The 16429-nt window shown below is 61.3% G+C and carries 20 protein-coding genes; 9 read left to right on the top strand and 11 right to left on the bottom strand.

What is annotated here, in order from left to right:
- Positions 1-39: 39 nt before the first annotated feature.
- Positions 40-327: a co-chaperone GroES gene (groES, locus tag M8744_RS11050; RefSeq protein ID WP_251415562.1), complete on the bottom strand. Its 288-nt coding sequence runs from the start codon at positions 325-327 to the stop codon at positions 40-42.
- 207 nt (positions 328-534) lie between these two features.
- Here groES and M8744_RS11045 point away from each other — a divergent pair, with 207 nt between their 5' ends.
- Positions 535-1515 carry a TraB/GumN family protein gene (locus M8744_RS11045; protein ID WP_251415559.1) on the top strand — a complete coding sequence of 327 codons (981 nt, stop codon included), beginning with the start codon at positions 535-537 and terminating at the stop codon, positions 1513-1515.
- A gap of 16 nt (positions 1516-1531) precedes the next feature.
- Here the strand turns inward: M8744_RS11045 and M8744_RS11040 are convergent, their stop codons facing one another.
- The gene (locus tag M8744_RS11040) at positions 1532-1951 is read right to left on the bottom strand and encodes a PACE efflux transporter (protein WP_251415556.1); all 420 of its coding nucleotides are present in this window, start codon (positions 1949-1951) and stop codon (positions 1532-1534) included.
- 76 nt (positions 1952-2027) lie between these two features.
- Complete coding sequence (locus M8744_RS11035; protein WP_251415832.1) at positions 2028-2705, bottom strand: DUF2161 domain-containing phosphodiesterase; 678 nt, start codon at positions 2703-2705, stop codon at positions 2028-2030.
- 146 nt (positions 2706-2851) lie between these two features.
- Here M8744_RS11035 and M8744_RS11030 point away from each other — a divergent pair, with 146 nt between their 5' ends.
- From M8744_RS11030 to M8744_RS11000, 7 genes are all read left to right on the top strand, one after another.
- On the top strand, positions 2852-3772 hold the full coding sequence (locus M8744_RS11030; protein ID WP_251415540.1) for a manganese-dependent inorganic pyrophosphatase: 921 nt from the start codon (positions 2852-2854) through the stop codon (positions 3770-3772).
- A gap of 156 nt (positions 3773-3928) precedes the next feature.
- Positions 3929-4414, top strand: coding sequence for a VOC family protein (locus M8744_RS11025; protein WP_251415537.1), 486 nt, complete (start codon positions 3929-3931; stop codon positions 4412-4414).
- 96 nt (positions 4415-4510) lie between these two features.
- Entirely contained in the window at positions 4511-5386 is an 876-nt protein-coding gene (locus M8744_RS11020; RefSeq protein WP_251415522.1) for a TIGR01459 family HAD-type hydrolase, read from the top strand.
- 101 nt (positions 5387-5487) lie between these two features.
- Positions 5488-5931 carry a MaoC family dehydratase gene (locus M8744_RS11015; RefSeq protein WP_251415519.1) on the top strand — a complete coding sequence of 148 codons (444 nt, stop codon included), beginning with the start codon at positions 5488-5490 and terminating at the stop codon, positions 5929-5931.
- A 50-nt stretch (positions 5932-5981) separates the two neighbouring features.
- Positions 5982-6920, top strand: a complete 939-nt coding sequence (locus tag M8744_RS11010; RefSeq protein ID WP_251415516.1) for a bifunctional riboflavin kinase/FAD synthetase — start codon at positions 5982-5984, stop codon at positions 6918-6920.
- A complete protein-coding gene (locus M8744_RS11005; RefSeq protein WP_251415513.1) occupies positions 6917-7369 on the top strand; it encodes a YcgN family cysteine cluster protein in 453 nt (150 codons plus the stop codon). Before M8744_RS11010 ends, M8744_RS11005 begins: the two co-directional genes overlap by 4 nt.
- Positions 7369-8415, top strand: a complete 1047-nt coding sequence (locus M8744_RS11000) for a threonine aldolase family protein (RefSeq protein WP_251415496.1) — start codon at positions 7369-7371, stop codon at positions 8413-8415. The genes M8744_RS11005 and M8744_RS11000 overlap by 1 nt, the downstream gene beginning before the upstream one ends.
- A 6-nt stretch (positions 8416-8421) precedes the next feature.
- Here the strand turns inward: M8744_RS11000 and M8744_RS10995 are convergent, their stop codons facing one another.
- On the bottom strand, positions 8422-9258 hold the full coding sequence (locus tag M8744_RS10995) for an alpha/beta fold hydrolase (protein WP_251415493.1): 837 nt from the start codon (positions 9256-9258) through the stop codon (positions 8422-8424).
- The gene (locus M8744_RS10990) at positions 9258-9857 is read right to left on the bottom strand and encodes a 2-hydroxychromene-2-carboxylate isomerase (RefSeq protein ID WP_251415490.1); all 600 of its coding nucleotides are present in this window, start codon (positions 9855-9857) and stop codon (positions 9258-9260) included. Before M8744_RS10990 ends, M8744_RS10995 begins: the two co-directional genes overlap by 1 nt.
- A 103-nt stretch (positions 9858-9960) precedes the next feature.
- On the opposite strand from M8744_RS10990, the gene M8744_RS10985 reads away from it, so the two are divergent.
- Positions 9961-10971: a ribose-phosphate pyrophosphokinase gene (locus tag M8744_RS10985; RefSeq protein ID WP_251415487.1), complete on the top strand. Its 1011-nt coding sequence runs from the start codon at positions 9961-9963 to the stop codon at positions 10969-10971.
- A 23-nt stretch (positions 10972-10994) separates the two neighbouring features.
- Here the strand turns inward: M8744_RS10985 and M8744_RS10980 are convergent, their stop codons facing one another.
- The 6 genes from M8744_RS10980 to M8744_RS10955 all read right to left on the bottom strand — a co-directional run bounded on the left by M8744_RS10980 (position 10995) and on the right by M8744_RS10955 (position 16398).
- Complete coding sequence (locus M8744_RS10980) at positions 10995-11345, bottom strand: H-type lectin domain-containing protein (RefSeq protein ID WP_251415484.1); 351 nt, start codon at positions 11343-11345, stop codon at positions 10995-10997.
- Between the two features lie 116 nt (positions 11346-11461).
- Positions 11462-11893, bottom strand: a complete 432-nt coding sequence (locus tag M8744_RS10975; RefSeq protein ID WP_251415482.1) for a F0F1 ATP synthase subunit epsilon — start codon at positions 11891-11893, stop codon at positions 11462-11464.
- A 68-nt stretch (positions 11894-11961) separates the two neighbouring features.
- The gene (atpD, locus tag M8744_RS10970; protein WP_251415479.1) at positions 11962-13386 is read right to left on the bottom strand and encodes a F0F1 ATP synthase subunit beta; all 1425 of its coding nucleotides are present in this window, start codon (positions 13384-13386) and stop codon (positions 11962-11964) included.
- Between the two features lie 18 nt (positions 13387-13404).
- On the bottom strand, positions 13405-14289 hold the full coding sequence (locus M8744_RS10965; protein ID WP_251415462.1) for a F0F1 ATP synthase subunit gamma: 885 nt from the start codon (positions 14287-14289) through the stop codon (positions 13405-13407).
- Positions 14290-14301: 12 nt separating this feature from the next.
- Positions 14302-15837, bottom strand: a complete 1536-nt coding sequence (gene atpA / locus M8744_RS10960) for a F0F1 ATP synthase subunit alpha (protein WP_251415459.1) — start codon at positions 15835-15837, stop codon at positions 14302-14304.
- Positions 15838-16398 (bottom strand): F0F1 ATP synthase subunit delta, encoded by a 561-nt coding sequence (locus M8744_RS10955; protein WP_251415456.1) that lies wholly within the window; start codon positions 16396-16398, stop codon positions 15838-15840.
- Positions 16399-16429 lie beyond the last annotated feature (31 nt).

The following is a 16429-nucleotide window of genomic DNA, read 5'->3' as shown; positions in this document are numbered from 1 at the left end:
GGAAAAGCGGTTCATGGGGTCGTCCTGTGGCGCTTGGCCTCAGGCGATGATGCCCATGATGTCGTTTTCCTTCATGATCAGCATCTCTTCGCCGTCAATGGTGACCTCGGTGCCCGACCACTTGCCGAACAGCACCTTGTCGCCTTCCTTGACGTCCAGCTTGATACGATCGCCGTCATCGTCCTTGGCGCCAGCGCCAACCGCAACGACAACGCCTTCCGCAGGCTTTTCCTTGGCGCTGTCGGGAATGATCAGGCCGCCTGAGGTTTTCTCTTCGCTCTCTACGCGGCGAACAAGCACGCGGTCATGAAGCGGTGTAAATGCCATCTCTGAGGCTCCTTGGCTCAAAGTTTCTCTCTATAGGCCCCTCGCTCCCCGAAGGACCGTTATCACTCGCACTAGACGAGTGCTAACAGCGCATAGCTAGGGACAAGCATTTTCCAAGTCAACATGCGTATGCAAAAATTTTGGGCCGAATTGATACCACCCGTTCCGACCACTAGGTTGCAGATGGATCATAGAAAAGGACCGCCCATGCGCCTGCTGGTTGGATTGTTGTTATTTCTGGGGTTGGCCGGTCCGGCCCTGGCCCTGTGCGAGGGCAGCGACCTTATCGCCGAACTGCCCGCGGAAACGCGCGCTTCGCTGGATGCGGCGGTGGCCGAAACGCCTTATCCAGAAGGCCTTTTGTGGCAGGCCACCCGCGGGGATACGCGTCTGACGATCTTTGGCACCTACCATATTCGCCATAAGCGCACCGAAGCCCACGCGAACGCGCTGGCCCCCGTGATCGCGCGGGCCGATGCCGCCTATTTTGAAATGAACCGGGATGACAAGGCGCGCACCCAGCGCGCTTTTGGCAGCGACCCGTCACTAATGTTCATAACGCAGGGGCCCACCCTGCCCGACCTGCTGAGCGAAGCGGAATGGCAGCTTTTCAAGACCCAGATGGAAGCACGCGGTTTTCCCTCTTTCATGGCCGCTAAGATGAAGCCGATCTGGGGTTCGATGATGCTGGGAATCGGGCCATGCCAGGCGCGTAGCGGCGCTCTGGATGCCGAAGGCATAGACATGGCACTGGCCGAATCCGCCGCAACCCAAGGCGTGCCCGACCTCTCGCTTGAGGATTGGCGCACGGTCATGACCCTGACCGATGGATATGACATGGACGAACAGCTTGAAATGCTGCGCCTGTCTTTTGCCTTTGCCGATCACGCCGACGACCTGCAGCATACCTTGCTGCAACGTTACCTGTCGGGCGAGATCGCGCTGCTGTGGGAATATTCGCGCCTGCTTTCCGTCGAACAGGGCGGCAAGACGGCCGTTGAGGAGTTCGCCCAGTTCGAAGATATCTTGCTGACACAGCGCAACCGCGCCTGGGTTGAGTTGCTGCAGGAACAGTCGGGCGATATCTTCATTGCCGCCGGCGCAGCGCACCTGCCGGGCGAAAACGGCGTTTTGCAGCTTTTGGAGCAGCAAGGTTTCGATATCGCACCGCTGCCTTTCGACCCGTGATCGCACGGAAGCCCGGCTAGGCGTCTTTCGGCAAAGGGAACACCCGGTCATAGGTCAGGTTGAAAAGAAAAGCGTAGACCAGGTAGAAAGCCACGAAGGAAAAATCCATCAGGAAGGCCTGCCACAGGCCAATACCCAGGTACCAGGCGAAAAACGGCAGCGTGGCAATCAACAACCCGCATTCGAACAGCACCGCATGGACAACCCGCAGGCCGTAGGTTTTGTGAACGCTGCCCCGCAGACGCTTCATCGCCCGGTCGAACCAGATGTTGTAGAGGTAGTTCCATACCGTTGCCATGCTGGCGGCAAAGACGGCGACAACCCCCAGGTCGGTTGCGGGCATCCCGAACCCGGCCGCGCCAAGGGGCACGACCAGCGCAAGGCCCAAGATTTCGAAACTGATTGCATGACGAATACGGTCGCGTCTGGTGCGCATCTTGGTCCCATCCTGTTTGGCCGGGCCGTCCCGAAATGATACCCGGATGGGGGAGGTCGTCCTCGCTCCGCCCAACCTAGGTATCGGTGGACGCGCTGTCCATACGCGCCGGTGCGTCAGCCATCGCTCGCCCCGTCTCGGTCAGTTCGTACACGCCGACGCGCAAGCGCCGGAACCAGCCATAATGGTTGTCGGCCATGATCCGCGTGGCGTTGGGCACCCCGGTTGCCCGCGCCACATCGGCGCCCTTGGATGGCCCTGCATCGGCAAGGTGCATCGCCACCGCGCGCGCATCCTGGCGATAGGCGGTCATCACACGCCCCCGCGTGCCGCCCAGGTTCGGGTCGCCGTCAAGCCGCGCGAAATCGCGCAACAACCGCGCGGTCCTCGTCTTGTTGCGGCGTGGGGCGTATGGGCCCGGTTCGACATGAACCTCGACCAGGCCATCCCGCGGCCGCACCGTTATCACCCCCAGCCCCAACCTGCGGCACAGCTTGATATTTGCCTTCAGTGCCGACCAGCTTGCCCGCCCCGTGCGACGCGGCACGCAGACGTAAACACGCTCGGTCAGCGCCAGCCGGTCACAGGCCTGGTGCAGCAGCACCAGTGAAAAACCCGCCTTCAGTTCGACGATCACGGGTGGCTCGTCGTCGCGGCAGGCCATCACGTCCACGCCGCCTACCTCGGCCTTGACGGCAAAGCCCCGGCTTTCCAGGAATGCCTTGACCGGCGCGTAAAGATCGGTTTCCGCCATTTGCCCCATCGGCCAATCATGCCCTGCCCGCGCGCTGATGCAAATCCGCCATGCGTTGCGTCTTCGCCGCATTGCAGCAGGTGACAAAGCCCGGACGCAACCCTATAAGGCGCGCGAAATCACATTTTTCGAACGAGGCATCCGCAATGACCACGCTTGTTTTCGGGCACAAGTCACCCGACACCGATTCCACCGGCTCGCCCATCATCTGGGCCTGGTACCTGAACGAGATCAAGGGCGAGGCGGCCAAGCCCGTTTTGCTGGGCGAACCGAATACCGAGGCCGCGTTCGTGCTGGAGCGCTGGAACCTGGAAAAGCCCGAGATCATCGCCGATGTCGAGGCTGACGCGCCCGTCGTGATCGTCGACACCAACAACCCCGCCGAACTGCCCGCGAACGTGAACAGCGCGGATATCCGCGCCATAATCGACCACCACAAGCTGGTAGGCGGGCTGGAAACCAAGGGGCCGATCGACATCACCATGCGCCCGTTGGCCTGCACTGCCACCATCATGATCGACCTGATGGGCGATGACGCGGCCAAGATGCCCGAGGCAATCAAGGGCGCGGCGCTGTCCTGCATCCTGTCGGACACGCTGGAGTTCCGCAGCCCCACCACCACCGACCATGATCGCGCCGTGGCCGAGAAACTGGCCGGTGAGCTGGGCGTGAGCCTGGCCGACTACGCCGCCGAGATGTTCGCCGCGAAATCCGACGTGTCGGCCTTTTCCGACGCCGAGCTGATCCGCATGGACAGCAAGGAATACGAGGTTGGCGGCACCAAGTTCCGCGTTTCGGTGCTGGAAACCACCGCACCCGCGATCCCGCTGGATCGCAAGGCAAGCCTGATGGACAGCTTCAAGACCGTCTGCGCCGAGGACGGCGTTGACGAGGTGCTTTTGTTCATCGTGGACATCATCAAGGAAGAGGCCACGCTGCTGGTGCCGAACAAAACGGTGAAAACACTGGCCGAGAAATCCTTTGGGGCGACCGTCACCGGGGACACCGTGGTGCTGCCGGGTGTGATGAGCCGCAAAAAGCAGATCATCCCGGTTCTGACGCTCTGATCCGGGACGCGACCTTGGTTTGGGAAGGGCACCGTTCGCGGTGCCCTTTTTCGTGACAAGGCGCAGAGCCTCCCATATTTGCACATCAGCGGTGCTATTCGGCATCTTTTCCGCAAGACGGCGCAGGGGTATCTTTCCATCCAAAGGAGACACGCCTTGCCCCAGACAGCACACCCTGACACTCGAATCGGCCATGTTCACCTGAAAGTGGCCAACCTTGATCGCGCCATCGCCTTTTACAGCGACGTGATGGGATTCGAACTGCAACAACGATATGGTAGCCAGGCCGCGTTCTTGTCGGCTGGCGGCTATCACCACCATATCGGCCTGAACACCTGGGAAAGCCATGGCGGCACGCCGCCCGCGCCACACCACACCGGGCTTTACCATGTCGCATTTCTCTATCCCGACAGACCGGCATTGGCCGATGCCCTTGCCCGCGTCGTGAAGGCGGGAATCGAGATTGACGGCGCCGCCGATCATGGCGTGTCCGAAGCTATCTATTTCCGCGACCCCGACGGCAACGGGATAGAAATCTACCGCGACCGCCCGCAAGCCGACTGGCCTCGCGACGCCGAGGGCATGTTGAAGATGAGTAACGCGCCGCTTGATCTTCGCGCGCTTCTGACCGAAGCCGCCTGACAGGCACAAGCAAGCTGTGGCCAATCCGGCGCGGGCGATGCATATAGCACGTGTTTGTCTTTTGCATGGACTCCATAGTGCCAGAAAGGGCCCGCCATGACCCAGATCATCGAATCGCTTGCCGATATCTCTGACCGTTACGACGCGATGTTCGTCGATCTTTGGGGGTGCGTGCATGACGGGGTGCAGGCCATCCCTTCGGCCGTGGCGGCGTTGCAGGGCTATCGCCAAAGGGGCGGCACGGTCGTGCTGGTCACCAATTCGCCCAAGCCCCGCAAGGGCGTGGAAGAGCAATTGCACATATTCGGCGTGCCCGACGATGCATGGGACACGATCGCCACCAGCGGTGACAGCGCACGCGCCGCGATGTTCCGTGGTTTTGTCGGTGAAAAAGTTTGGTTCATGGGCGAATGGGAGCGTGACCAAGGTTTCTTTGCGCCTATGGAGATCATCGAGGATCCTGTCGATATCCAGATGGTCGACCTGAAAGATGCGGAAGGTATCGTTTGCTGCGGACCTTTCGACCCCATGGCCGACCCGGATGTGAACCGCCCCCAGTTTCTGTACGCAAAGCAGAAAGGGCTTAAGCTGCTTTGTGCCAATCCCGATATCGTTGTCGACCGGGGCGAGGTGCGCGAATGGTGCGCCGGGGCGCTGGCCCGGCTTTATACCGAGATGGGGGGCGAAAGCCTTTATTTCGGCAAGCCGCATCCGCCCATCTACGACCTGGCGCGCCGCCGCCTGACCGCCCTGGGGCGCGACGTGCGCAACGGGGCGATTCTGGCCGTGGGCGATGGTATCGCCACCGACGTTCAAGGGGCCATGGGCGAGGATATCGATTCCCTGTTCATCACCGGCGGGCTGGCCAGGGCGGAAACCAAAACCGCGCAGCAGCCTGACCCAGACGCGTTAAATGCCTATCTGGAAAATGAAATGTCCAGCCCGACCTATGCCATCGGGCAGTTGCGCTGATATATTTAACGCTTGATTTTCTGCGCCTGCAAAGAAATAAAGTTGCCGCATGGGGCGAATTGTCGTCCGAAAATTACCTGAACGACCAGACGGAGGGTCGGATGTTGGACAACCTGCCGCGCGGAACCATCACGATCGAGGAGATCGAGATGGGAATGGTGCGCCACCTGCGCAAAACCATCACCGACGAAGATATCGAAATGTTCGCCCGGGTATCGACCGACCGCAACCCGGTGCATATGGACGCCGATTACGCCAGCGAAACGATTTTCGAAGGGCGTATTGCCCACGGGATGCTGACGGCCGGCCTGATCTCGGCAGTGATAGGCGAGCAACTGCCGGGCCACGGCACGATCTACATGGGCCAGTCCCTTACATTCCTGGGCCCCGTACGCCCCGGCGACACCGTTCTGGCCGAGGTCGAGGTGATCGGCATTGACCACGCCAAGCGTCGCGTGCGCCTGGAAACCCGCTGCACGGTCGATGGAAAGAAAGTGCTGATCGGCGAAGCCACCGTGCTGGCCCCCTCGGGCAAGTTCGACTAGGCAACTTTCGCCGCTTGCACCATCTTGCACGCGCGGCTAACCCTGCGCCCATGCGTATCATCCGCGACTATACATTCGTGGCCGAGGAAGACCGGGGTGCCAGCGCAGCCATCGGTAATTTCGACGGCGTGCACATGGGCCACCAATCGGTGATAGACCAGGCCCGCGCCGCCGGCGATGCCATCGGCGCACCGCTGGGCGTGATGACGTTCGAGCCACACCCGCGCCAGTATTTCGCACCCGATGCCCCGCCCTTTCGTCTGATGGGCCCCGAGGCCCGCGCACACCGGCTGCAAAAGCTGGGAATTGAACGGCTGTACGAATTGAAGTTTAACGCCGCCCTGGCCAGCCTCTCTCCCGAGGATTTCGCACGCAACGTGATTCACGATGGCCTCGGCCTGCGCCACGTCGTTGTCGGGGCCGATTTCTGTTTCGGCAAGGGCCGTGCGGGCGACGCGGACGACCTGCAAAGGTTTGGCCGGCAAATGGGTTTCGGCGTGACGGTTGCCAAGCTGATTGCCGGCGAACAGGGCGAGGTTTCCTCGACCGCGATCCGCAATGCGCTGGCCGAAGGCCGCCCGCGCGACGCGGCTGCCATGCTGGGCCACTGGCACCGCATCGACGGTGCCGTGATCGGCGGCGAACAGCGTGGCCGGGAGCTGGGCTATCCCACCGCGAACATGTCGATAGACGGGCTGCACCCGCCTCGTTTCGGCGTCTATGCCGTGCTGGTCGACGTTCTGGACGGGCCGCACAAGGGCGCCTATCACGGCGCGGCATCCATCGGCGTGCGACCGATGTTCAATGGCGAGCGCCCCAACCTGGAAACCTTCATTTTCGATTTCTCCGGTGACCTTTACGGTGCGGAACTGTCGATTGGGCTGGTCGAGTTTCTGCGCCCCGAAGAAAACTTTGACGGTCTCGATGCGCTGATCGCCCAGATGGATGCAGATTGCGGCCGCGCCCGCGACATCCTTGGCGCGCTATGACGTCGCTGCGCCCACGCTTCTGGGAAACCGTGCCGCTGGAACGGATGACCCATGCCGAGTGGGAGGCGCTGTGCGACGGCTGCGGCAAATGCTGCATGAACAAGCTAGAAGACGAAGACACCGGCGAGGTGGCGCTGACTAATGTCGCCTGCCGCCTGTTCGACGATGCGACCTGTCGGTGCAGCCAGTACCAGATACGTCATCAATTCGTGCCCGAATGCATCGTTCTCAAGCCCGGCAACATGGATCGGAACTTGTACTGGATGCCCGAAACCTGTGCCTACAAGCTGCTTTGGCAGGGTCAGCCTTTGTTTGATTGGCATCCGCTGCTCTCGGGCGATCCGGACAGCGTGCACCGCGCGGGCGTTTCCATGCAGGCCCGTACCGTGCCAGAATTCGAAATCGACGACGACGATTGGGAAGATCACATAATCGAGGAGCCCACCTGATGTTTTTTGCCTCTGACAATGCAGGGCCTGCGCATCCGTCCATAATGCAGGCATTGATTGACGCCAACGCAGGCTATGCCCTGCCTTATGGGGCCGACACCATCATGGAGCGTGTCCGGGCCCGTATTCGCGAGCTGTTCGAAGCGCCAGAGGCGGCGGTTTACCTTGTGGCCACCGGCACCGCGGCCAATTCTCTGGCTCTGGCCTGCATGAGCGAGCCCTGGCAGACGGTATTCTGCTCACCCGTGGCCCACATCCACGAGGACGAGTGCAACGCACCCGAGTTCTACATGGGTGGTGCCAAGCTGACGCTTGTGGGCGACAGCGACAAGATGACACCAGACACCCTGCACAAGGCAATGGCCGCCGAGGAAACCCGCGGTGTTCATGGGCCGCAGCGTGGCCCGGTCTCGATCACGCAGGTTACCGAAAAGGGCCGCGTCTACAGCCTGGAAGAACTGGCCGCGTTGACAGGCGTCGCCCGTGACTTTGGCCAAAAGGCGCATCTGGACGGCGCGCGCTTTGCCAACGCCCTGGTGGCGCTCGGCTGCAGCCCGGCGGAAATGACGTGGAAGGCGGGTATCGACGCGGTCAGTTTCGGCGGCACGAAAAACGGCTGCCCCGGGGTCGAGGCGGTGATTTTCTTCAACCCCGAGAAAGCGTGGGAGTTCGAACTGCGGCGCAAGCGGGGCGCCCATCTGTTTTCCAAGCACCGGTATCTTTCCGCCCAGATGGAGGCCTATCTGACCGACGACCTGTGGCTGACGTCGGCCCGCGCGGCCAACGCCAATTGCAGGCGCCTGGCCGATGGGTTGGCCGGAATACCCGGTGTCGAGATGCTGCACCAGCCGGAGGCCAATATCATCTTCGCGCAAATGCCCCGCGCCGCGCATCAGCGGCTGAACAAGGCCGGCGCCATGTATTACGTGCTGGATGGCGACCTGAACAAGGGCGACCCGGACGAACCGCTGCCCTGCCGCCTGGTGGCCGACTGGTCGATCAGCGCAAAACAGATCGACCAGTTCGTCGAGATCGCGAAAGGCTGACCCGCGTCAGGGCAGCACCGGCTGTTTCTCGGGCACGCTTTCAAGGAAACCGCGCACCTGCGCGGCCACTTCTTCTGGGTGGGTGATCGGGACCATGTGCCCTGCCCCATCGACAACGATCCGTTCGGCCCGCCGCAAGCGCTTCATCAAGCCGTCATTGATGGCCGCGACATAGGGGGGCGAGTCGCCCCCCTCGATCAGCAGGGTCGGATGTGACAGACGATCAAGCGCGCCACTGGCAAGGATACCGGCCTTGTCGCCATAGATCTGCGGGTGGCCTGCATGCACGAGGCGAATACGCTTGACCATGGCGGCGCGCTGCGGCGCCGGGATCGTATCCCACGCGCGGCCATCGCCCCAGAAACCGCTGAAGATGCGCGTGGCCTCTTCCAACTCACCCGCCTGCATCGCGCGGTAGTAGGGCCCCAGGTCCTGATCATGCATGTCCAGCAGGTCAGGCCGATCGGCCATGGCCACGGCAAAGAACACCGGCTCGATCAACACAAGGCTGCGCACCAGTTCCGGTCGCTCAACCGCGATGCGCAGGGCAATCGTACCGCCGAAACTGTGGCCGATCAGGTCCAACGGCTGGTCAGGATCCAGAAAATCCAGCGCCATGTTCATCGACACGGTTTGCAGGTCGCTGACCCCGTCCCAATCCGCGCTGCGGCCATGGCCCGGCAAATCAAAGGCCGTCATGTCCAGCATGTCGTCCAGGTACCGCGCCACGCCCTGCCAGCCACCGGAATGACCCAACGAACAATGCAGCAACAGGGCCTTGCGGTGGCCGTGCCCCATGCGCACCCAATGCGTATCCACGCCACCACGCCGATCGACAGGCATCACAGATCCCCCGCCAGGTGGGCATCAAGGTCTGCCAGCCGATCCTGCCCCCAGAACATCTGCCCCCCGTCGGTGATATAAAAGGGCGCACCGAATACCCCGCGCGTGACGGCCTCTTCGGTATTTGCAGCATAAGTTTCGGCCCCTGCCAGCAGCCCCTTGTCGGCCAGGCTCGGATCGAAACCGGCGGCCGACAGGCAACCGCGGATCACGTCATCCTGCGCGATATCCTTTTGCTCGACCCAGACGGCGCGCAAGATACCATGCACCAGCCCCCCCAGGTCGCCACCTTCCGCCGACTGTGCCGCTATGATCGCATAAGAAGACGGCGCTGCATTCGTCGGGAAATGTGCGGGTTGGAAATTCAACGGCATTCCCAGTTTCTTCGCCTGGCGCGGCAGCTCTTGGGCGCGATAGGCGGTGCGGGATGGGTGGCGCTGATCGACAGGGGCGCCGCCGGTGCGCGGAAAGGCGGCAACCAGGTCAAAGGGTTTATAGGTGATGGTCGCGCCGTGGTGTGCGGCGATTTTCTCCAACCGGCCGCCCGCCAGGTAGCAATAGGGCGATAGGGTGGAGAAAAAGTAATCGACATGGGCCATTTGCGCGGCTCCCCGAATGCATAGGTTTGCCCGAACGTATTCAGATGATAGGCAGTGTCAACGTCACGAATCTGTCATTCACAGCTTTCCCGGAACAGTCCTCATGCCCTCCATGACCGAACCCAAACTTATCACCGGCAATGCCAATCTGCCTCTGGCCAACGCCATCGCCCGCCGGATGTCGATGCATCGCGGCATTTCGCAAAACCTAGTCGATGCCCGCGTGGAGCGTTTCAACGACCAGGAGATTTTCGTCGAAGTTTACGAAAACGTCCGCGGCGAAGACATGTTCATCATTCAGCCGACTTCGAACCCGGCCAATGACAACCTGATGGAGCTGCTGATCATTTCAGACGCGCTGCGGCGGTCTTCGGCATCGCGGATCACCGCCGTGATCCCGTATTTCGGCTACGCGCGGCAAGATCGTCGCTCGAAGGCGCGCACGCCCATTTCCGCCAAGCTGGTGGCCAACATGATGGTCGAAGCCGGAATCGAACGGGTGCTGACCATGGATCTCCACGCCGCCCAGATTCAGGGCTTCTTCGATATCCCGGTCGATAACCTTTATGCCTCGCCGGTTTTCGCACTGGATATTCTGCACCAGTTCAAGGATACGCTGGAAGATGTGATGGTGGTCAGCCCCGATGTGGGCGGCGTGGCGCGGGCACGTGAACTTGCCAAGCGGATTAACGCACCGCTGTCGATCGTCGACAAACGCCGTGAAAGGCCGGGCGAGATCGCGGAAATGACTGTGATCGGAGATGTCTCCGGCAAGAAATGTATCATCGTCGACGATATCTGCGACACCGCCGGGACCTTGTGCAAGGCCGCCGAAGTGCTGATGTCACATGGCGCAACCGAGGTGCACAGCTACATCACGCATGGCGTGCTGTCGGGCCCTGCGGTCGAACGGATAACCAAATCGGTGATGAACTCCCTTGTCATCACCGACTCGATCGAGGCGACAGACAATGTCAAAGCAGCATCCAACATCCGGATCTTGCCAACAGCACCGATCTTTGCGCAGGCCATCCTGAATATCTGGAATGGCACAAGCGTGTCGTCGCTGTTCGAAACCGAAACGCTCGGCCCGATTTACGAAGGTATCCTGTAAAACCGCGGCAGTATCGCGCGTGGTCAGTACAGATCCCAATCGTCGTCGTTGCTGACCTCGCCGATCGCCATCCAGCCGACGCGGGCGCGGGCCACGCGCGTATTGCCCCATGTTCGAAAAACCAGGTCAAAGCCGGTGTCGCTGATATTTTCGGCGCTGACATCGGCGCGCACGTTCGTGGCGTGATCAACATCCCACATACTGAGCGAACACTGCACCACCGGCGGCGAGCAGAATCGCTCGGAGAAGTCTACGGATTTCCGTCTTTCGCGCGGGCCGTCGCCCGTCCACATTTCGCCGCCGTCTTCGTAGTCGGAAAACAGAACATTGTCGCCCTGATCGATGCCGATTCTGTGCGTTCCCAGTTTTTTCATCAGATCTGAACTCTTTCGCCTTCAGCCTACCATACTGGACAAATTCGGCATAATTTTGGAACAAAAATGAAAAAGCCCCCGTCCAAGACGGGGGCTTTGAACCTTGGGTACCCAGATCACAGGTTGGGCGGTGAAATCCCGATATGGTCGCCCATGGCAACCATGTCTGCCAGCAACTTTGCGGCGTCATCCACCGGGCCGGGCTCGTTCTGGAAGGTCTCACGCGCCTTCGCGTGAGCCTCATGCGCAGATTTGACCATATCGTGGTAAATCTCTTGCGTCATGTCCTCGACGGGCACAGCCCGCTCGGCCAGGATGCTGGCGCCCGCGCTGCTGATCTCGGCGAAACCGCCGGTCACGACAAACTTGGCCTCCCCGTCCGGGCCGTCCACGCTCAGAACACCGGGACGCAGGGTGGTAATCAACGGCGCATGGTCTTTCATCGCCGTAAGATCGCCATCAGCGCCGGGGATCTGAACCGCCGCCACCTGAAGCGACGCAACGCGCCGTTCCGGGCTGACGAGGTCGAATTGCATTGTCTCTGCCATCGTAATTCTCCTTGCGAGTGTCCCCGGGCCGGGGCGCGCGTCGGCGACGGGCGCCCGCTGATCCCAGGTTACGCCGCGTCGGCAGCCATCTTCTCGGCCTTGGCTTTCACGTCTTCGATGCCGCCTACCATGTAGAACGCGCCCTCGGGCAGGTGGTCGTATTCACCCGCAACAACGGCCTTGAACGATGCGATCGTGTCTTCCAGCGGGACCTGGATACCGTCCGAGCCGGTGAACACCTTTGCCACGTCGAACGGCTGCGACAGGAAACGCTGGATTTTCCGGGCACGGGCCACGATCAGCTTGTCCTCTTCGCTCAGTTCATCCATGCCAAGGATCGCGATGATGTCTTGCAGCGACTTATAGCGCTGCAGGATGCCCTGCACGTCGCGTGCCACCTGGTAATGCTCTTCGCCGATGATCTGCGGGTCCATCAGACGCGAGGTGGAATCGAGCGGGTCCACGGCGGGGTAGATGCCCAGCTCGGAAATCGCGCGGTTCAGAACCGTAGTTGCGTCAAGGTGCGCAAAGGTGGTTGCCGGTGCGGGGTCGGTAAGGTCATCCGCAGGCACGTACACGGCCTGGATCGAGGTAATCGAGCCCGACTTGGTCGAGGTGATGCGTTCCTGCATCTGGCCCATGTCGGTGGCCAGCGTCGGCTGATAGCCCACGGCCGAGGGGATACGACCCAGCAGAGCCGACATTTCCGAACCCGCCTGCGTAAAGCGGAAGATGTTGTCGACAAAGAACAGCACGTCGGTACCGGTGGCGTCGCGGAACTGCTCGGCCAGGGTCAGGCCGGTCAGCGCAACGCGAGCACGTGCACCCGGCGGCTCGTTCATCTGGCCATAAACCAGCGCGATCTTGGAATCGGTCAGGTTGTCGGGTGTCAGAACGCCGGATTCGATCATCTCGTGATACAGGTCGTTGCCTTCGCGGGTCCGCTCACCCACACCGGCGAACACCGACAGGCCCGAGTGCACCTTGGCGATGTTGTTGATCAATTCCTGGATCAGAACCGTCTTGCCCACACCGGCACCGCCGAACAGGCCGATCTTACCGCCCTTGGCGTAGGGGGCCAGCAGGTCGATCACCTTGATGCCGGTCACCAGAACCTCGGCCTCGGTGGCCTGGTCCGCGAAATCGGGCGCTTCTGCGTGGATCGGGCGGTATTCATCCGCCTTGACGGGGCCCTGTTCGTCAACCGGGTCGCCCGTCACGTTCAGGATGCGGCCCAGCGTTGCGGTGCCGACCGGCACCGTGATCGGCGCGTCGGTGTCGGTCACTTCTTGACCGCGCACCAAGCCTTCGGTTGCGTCCATGGCGATGGTGCGCACGGTGCCTTCGCCCAAGTGCTGCGCCACTTCCAGAACCAGGCGCTTGCCGTTGTTGTCGGTTTCAAGCGCGTTGAGGATTTCCGGCAGGTGGTCGCTGAACTGCACGTCCACGACGGCACCGATCACCTGGGTGATTTTGCCTTTTGCGTTTGCCATCTATTCGTCTCCGTCCTCTTAGAGCGCCTCGGCGCCCGAGATGATTTCAATAAGCTCGTTGGTGATCACGGCCTGGCGCGAGCGGTTGTATTCGATCGTCAGCTTGTCGATCATTTCGCCCGCGTTGCGTGTAGCGTTGTCCATCGCCGACATGCGCGCGCCCTGTTCGGACGCCGCGTTTTCCAGCAGCGCTGTGAAAATCTGCGTCGCCACGCCGCGCGGCAAAAGATCGGCCAGAATGGCCTCTTCGTCCGGCTCGTAATCGTACAGCGTGGTGCTGCCGTCGCTGTCGCCCTCGTCCGCGGTGTCGTAATCGGCCGGGATGATCTGCTGGGCGGTCGGAATCTGGCTGACGACGTTCACGAACTCCGAGTAGAAGATCGTTGCAACGTCGAATTCACCGTCGTCAAAACGGTTCAGGATATCCCGCGCAATGCCCTGCGCGTCCGTGTAGCCCACTCGTTTGACCTCGGTCAGGTCCACGTGACCGACGAACAGGTCACCATAGTCCCGCCTCATGCTGTCGCGGCCCTTCTTGCCGACAGTCAGGATTTTGACTGTCTTGCCCTGCCCTTTGAGCTTGGCAGCATGGTTCTTGGCCAGCTTGGCGATGTTGGCGTTGAAGCCGCCGCAAAGCCCGCGCTCGGCCGTCATCACGACCAATAGGTGCACGTCATCCTTTCCGGTTCCCGTCAGCAGCTTGGGCGCGCTGTCGGAATCGCCGACCGAGGCCGCCAGCCCTGCCAGAACGGCATTGAACCGTTCAGCATAGGGGCGGGCCGACTCGGCCGCATCCTGTGCCCGCCGCAGCTTCGCGGCGGCCACCATCTGCATGGCCTTTGTGATCTTGCGGGTCGATTTGACCGACTCGATCCGGTTTTTCAGGTCCTTAAGACTTGGCATAGCCTCGTCTCCTTACGAGAAATCGGCGGCGTATTCGTCCAGCGCGGCCTTGATCTTGTCTTCGGCCTCACCCTTTACCTTGGGGTCTTCGGTGGTGAGCCAGTCCAGCAGGCCCTGGTGCTTGCCGCGCAGGTGTTTCAGCAGGCCTTGTTCGAAACGACCCACATCCTTGACGTCGATATTGTCGAGATAGCCGTTGGTGCCGGCGTAGATCACGCAGACGATCTCGGAGTTTGTCAGCGGCGAATACTGCGGCTGCTTCATCAGTTCGGTCAGGCGTGCACCACGGTTCAGCAACTGCTGGGTAGCAGCGTCGAGGTCGGAGCCGAACTGAGCGAATGCCGCCATTTCACGATACTGTGCCAGCGACAGCTTCACCGGACCAGCGACCGATTTCATCGCGTTCGTCTGGGCCGACGACCCAACGCGCGAAACCGACAGACCCGTGTTCACGGCCGGACGGATACCTTGGTAAAACAGTTCCGTTTCCAAGAATATCTGGCCATCGGTGATCGAGATCACGTTGGTCGGAATAAAGGCCGACACGTCGCCGCCCTGGGTTTCGATGATCGGCAACGCGGTCAGCGAGCCCGAGCCGTTATCCTCGTTCAGCTTGGCCGAACGCTCCAGCAGGCGGGAGTGCAGGTAGAAAACGTCGCCGGGGTAGGCTTCGCGGCCCGGCGGGCGGCGCAGCAGCAGCGACATCTGGCGGTAGGCCACGGCTTGCTTCGACAAGTCATCATAGATGATCAGCGCGTGCTTGCCGTTGTCGCGGAAATACTCGGCCATCGCTGTCGCGGCATAGGGCGCCAGGAACTGCATCGGCGCGGGGTCCGACGCGGTGGCAGCCACCACGATCGAGTATTCGATAGCGCCGCTTTCTTCCAGTTTCTTCACGAGCTGGGCCACGGTCGACCGCTTCTGGCCGATGGCGACGTAGACGCAATACAGCTTGTCGCTCTCGTCTTTTGCAGCGTCGTTGTAGGTTTTCTGGTTCAGGATCGTGTCGAGCGCCACGGCGGTCTTGCCAGTCTGACGGTCGCCAATGATCAGCTCGCGCTGGCCACGGCCGATCGGGATCATGGCGTCAACGGCCTTGAGGCCGGTTGCCATCGGCTCGTGCACCGATTTACGCGGGATGATGCCCGGCGCCTTGACGTCGGCCACGCGACGCTCGGTCGCCTTGATCGGGCCCTTGCCATCCACCGGATTGCCCAGGCCATCGACGACGCGACCCAGCAATTCGGGGCCGGTGGGCACGTCCACGATCGAGTTGGTGCGCTTTACCGTGTCACCTTCGCCAATTTCACGGTCCGAGCCGAAGATCACGATACCGACATTGTCGGCTTCCAGGTTCAGGGCCATGCCCTGAATACCACCGGGAAATTCGACCATCTCACCGGCCTGAATGTTGTCGAGGCCATGCACACGGGCAATACCGTCGCCAACCGACAGCACCCGGCCAACCTCGGCCACCTCGGCCTCTTGACCGAAATTCTTGATCTGGTCCTTCAGGATCGCAGAAATCTCTGCCGCTTGGATACCCATTTATCCGACCTCTTTCATTGCATTCTGGAGGGAGTTCAGCTTCGAAGCGATCGAGGTATCGATCATCTTCGAACCCACTTTGACGATAAGACCGCCGATAAGACTTTCATCGACGGTCGCGTTGATTTTCACATCCTTGCCCACACGCTCTTTCAGCGTTTTCGCCAGCTTTTCGGCCTGGGTCTTGGTAAGGGCCTTGGCGCTTACCACGTCGGCGGTGACTTCGCCCTTGTCTTCCGCGATCTGTGCACGCAGGGCGGAAATCATGTAGGGCAGAACGAAAAGACGGCGCTTTTGCGCCATCAGGCCCAGCACATTTGTGACCACTGCGGTCAGGCCCATCTTCTTGGCCAGCGCTGCGATCGCCTTGCCCTGCTCATCGCGCGAGTAGATCGGTGATGAGATCAGGGCGCGGAAATCTTCGCTGTCGGTCAGCGCGGCTTCCAGAGCGTCCAGGTCTTTTTCGATCTTGGCAACGGATTTATCTTCTTTGGCCAATTCAAAGACGGCCGTGGCATAGCGCGCGGCGATGCCGGAGGAAATCGAAGCTGGTTCGGACACGTCCACCCTTCCGATATTCTGGCCCCGGTTT

The sequence above is a fragment of the Lutimaribacter degradans genome, from assembly GCF_023703375.1.
In the GTDB taxonomy this organism is placed as follows: Bacteria; Pseudomonadota; Alphaproteobacteria; order Rhodobacterales; family Rhodobacteraceae; genus Lutimaribacter; species Lutimaribacter degradans.
This window is presented reverse-complemented; position numbering and strand designations above follow the sequence as displayed.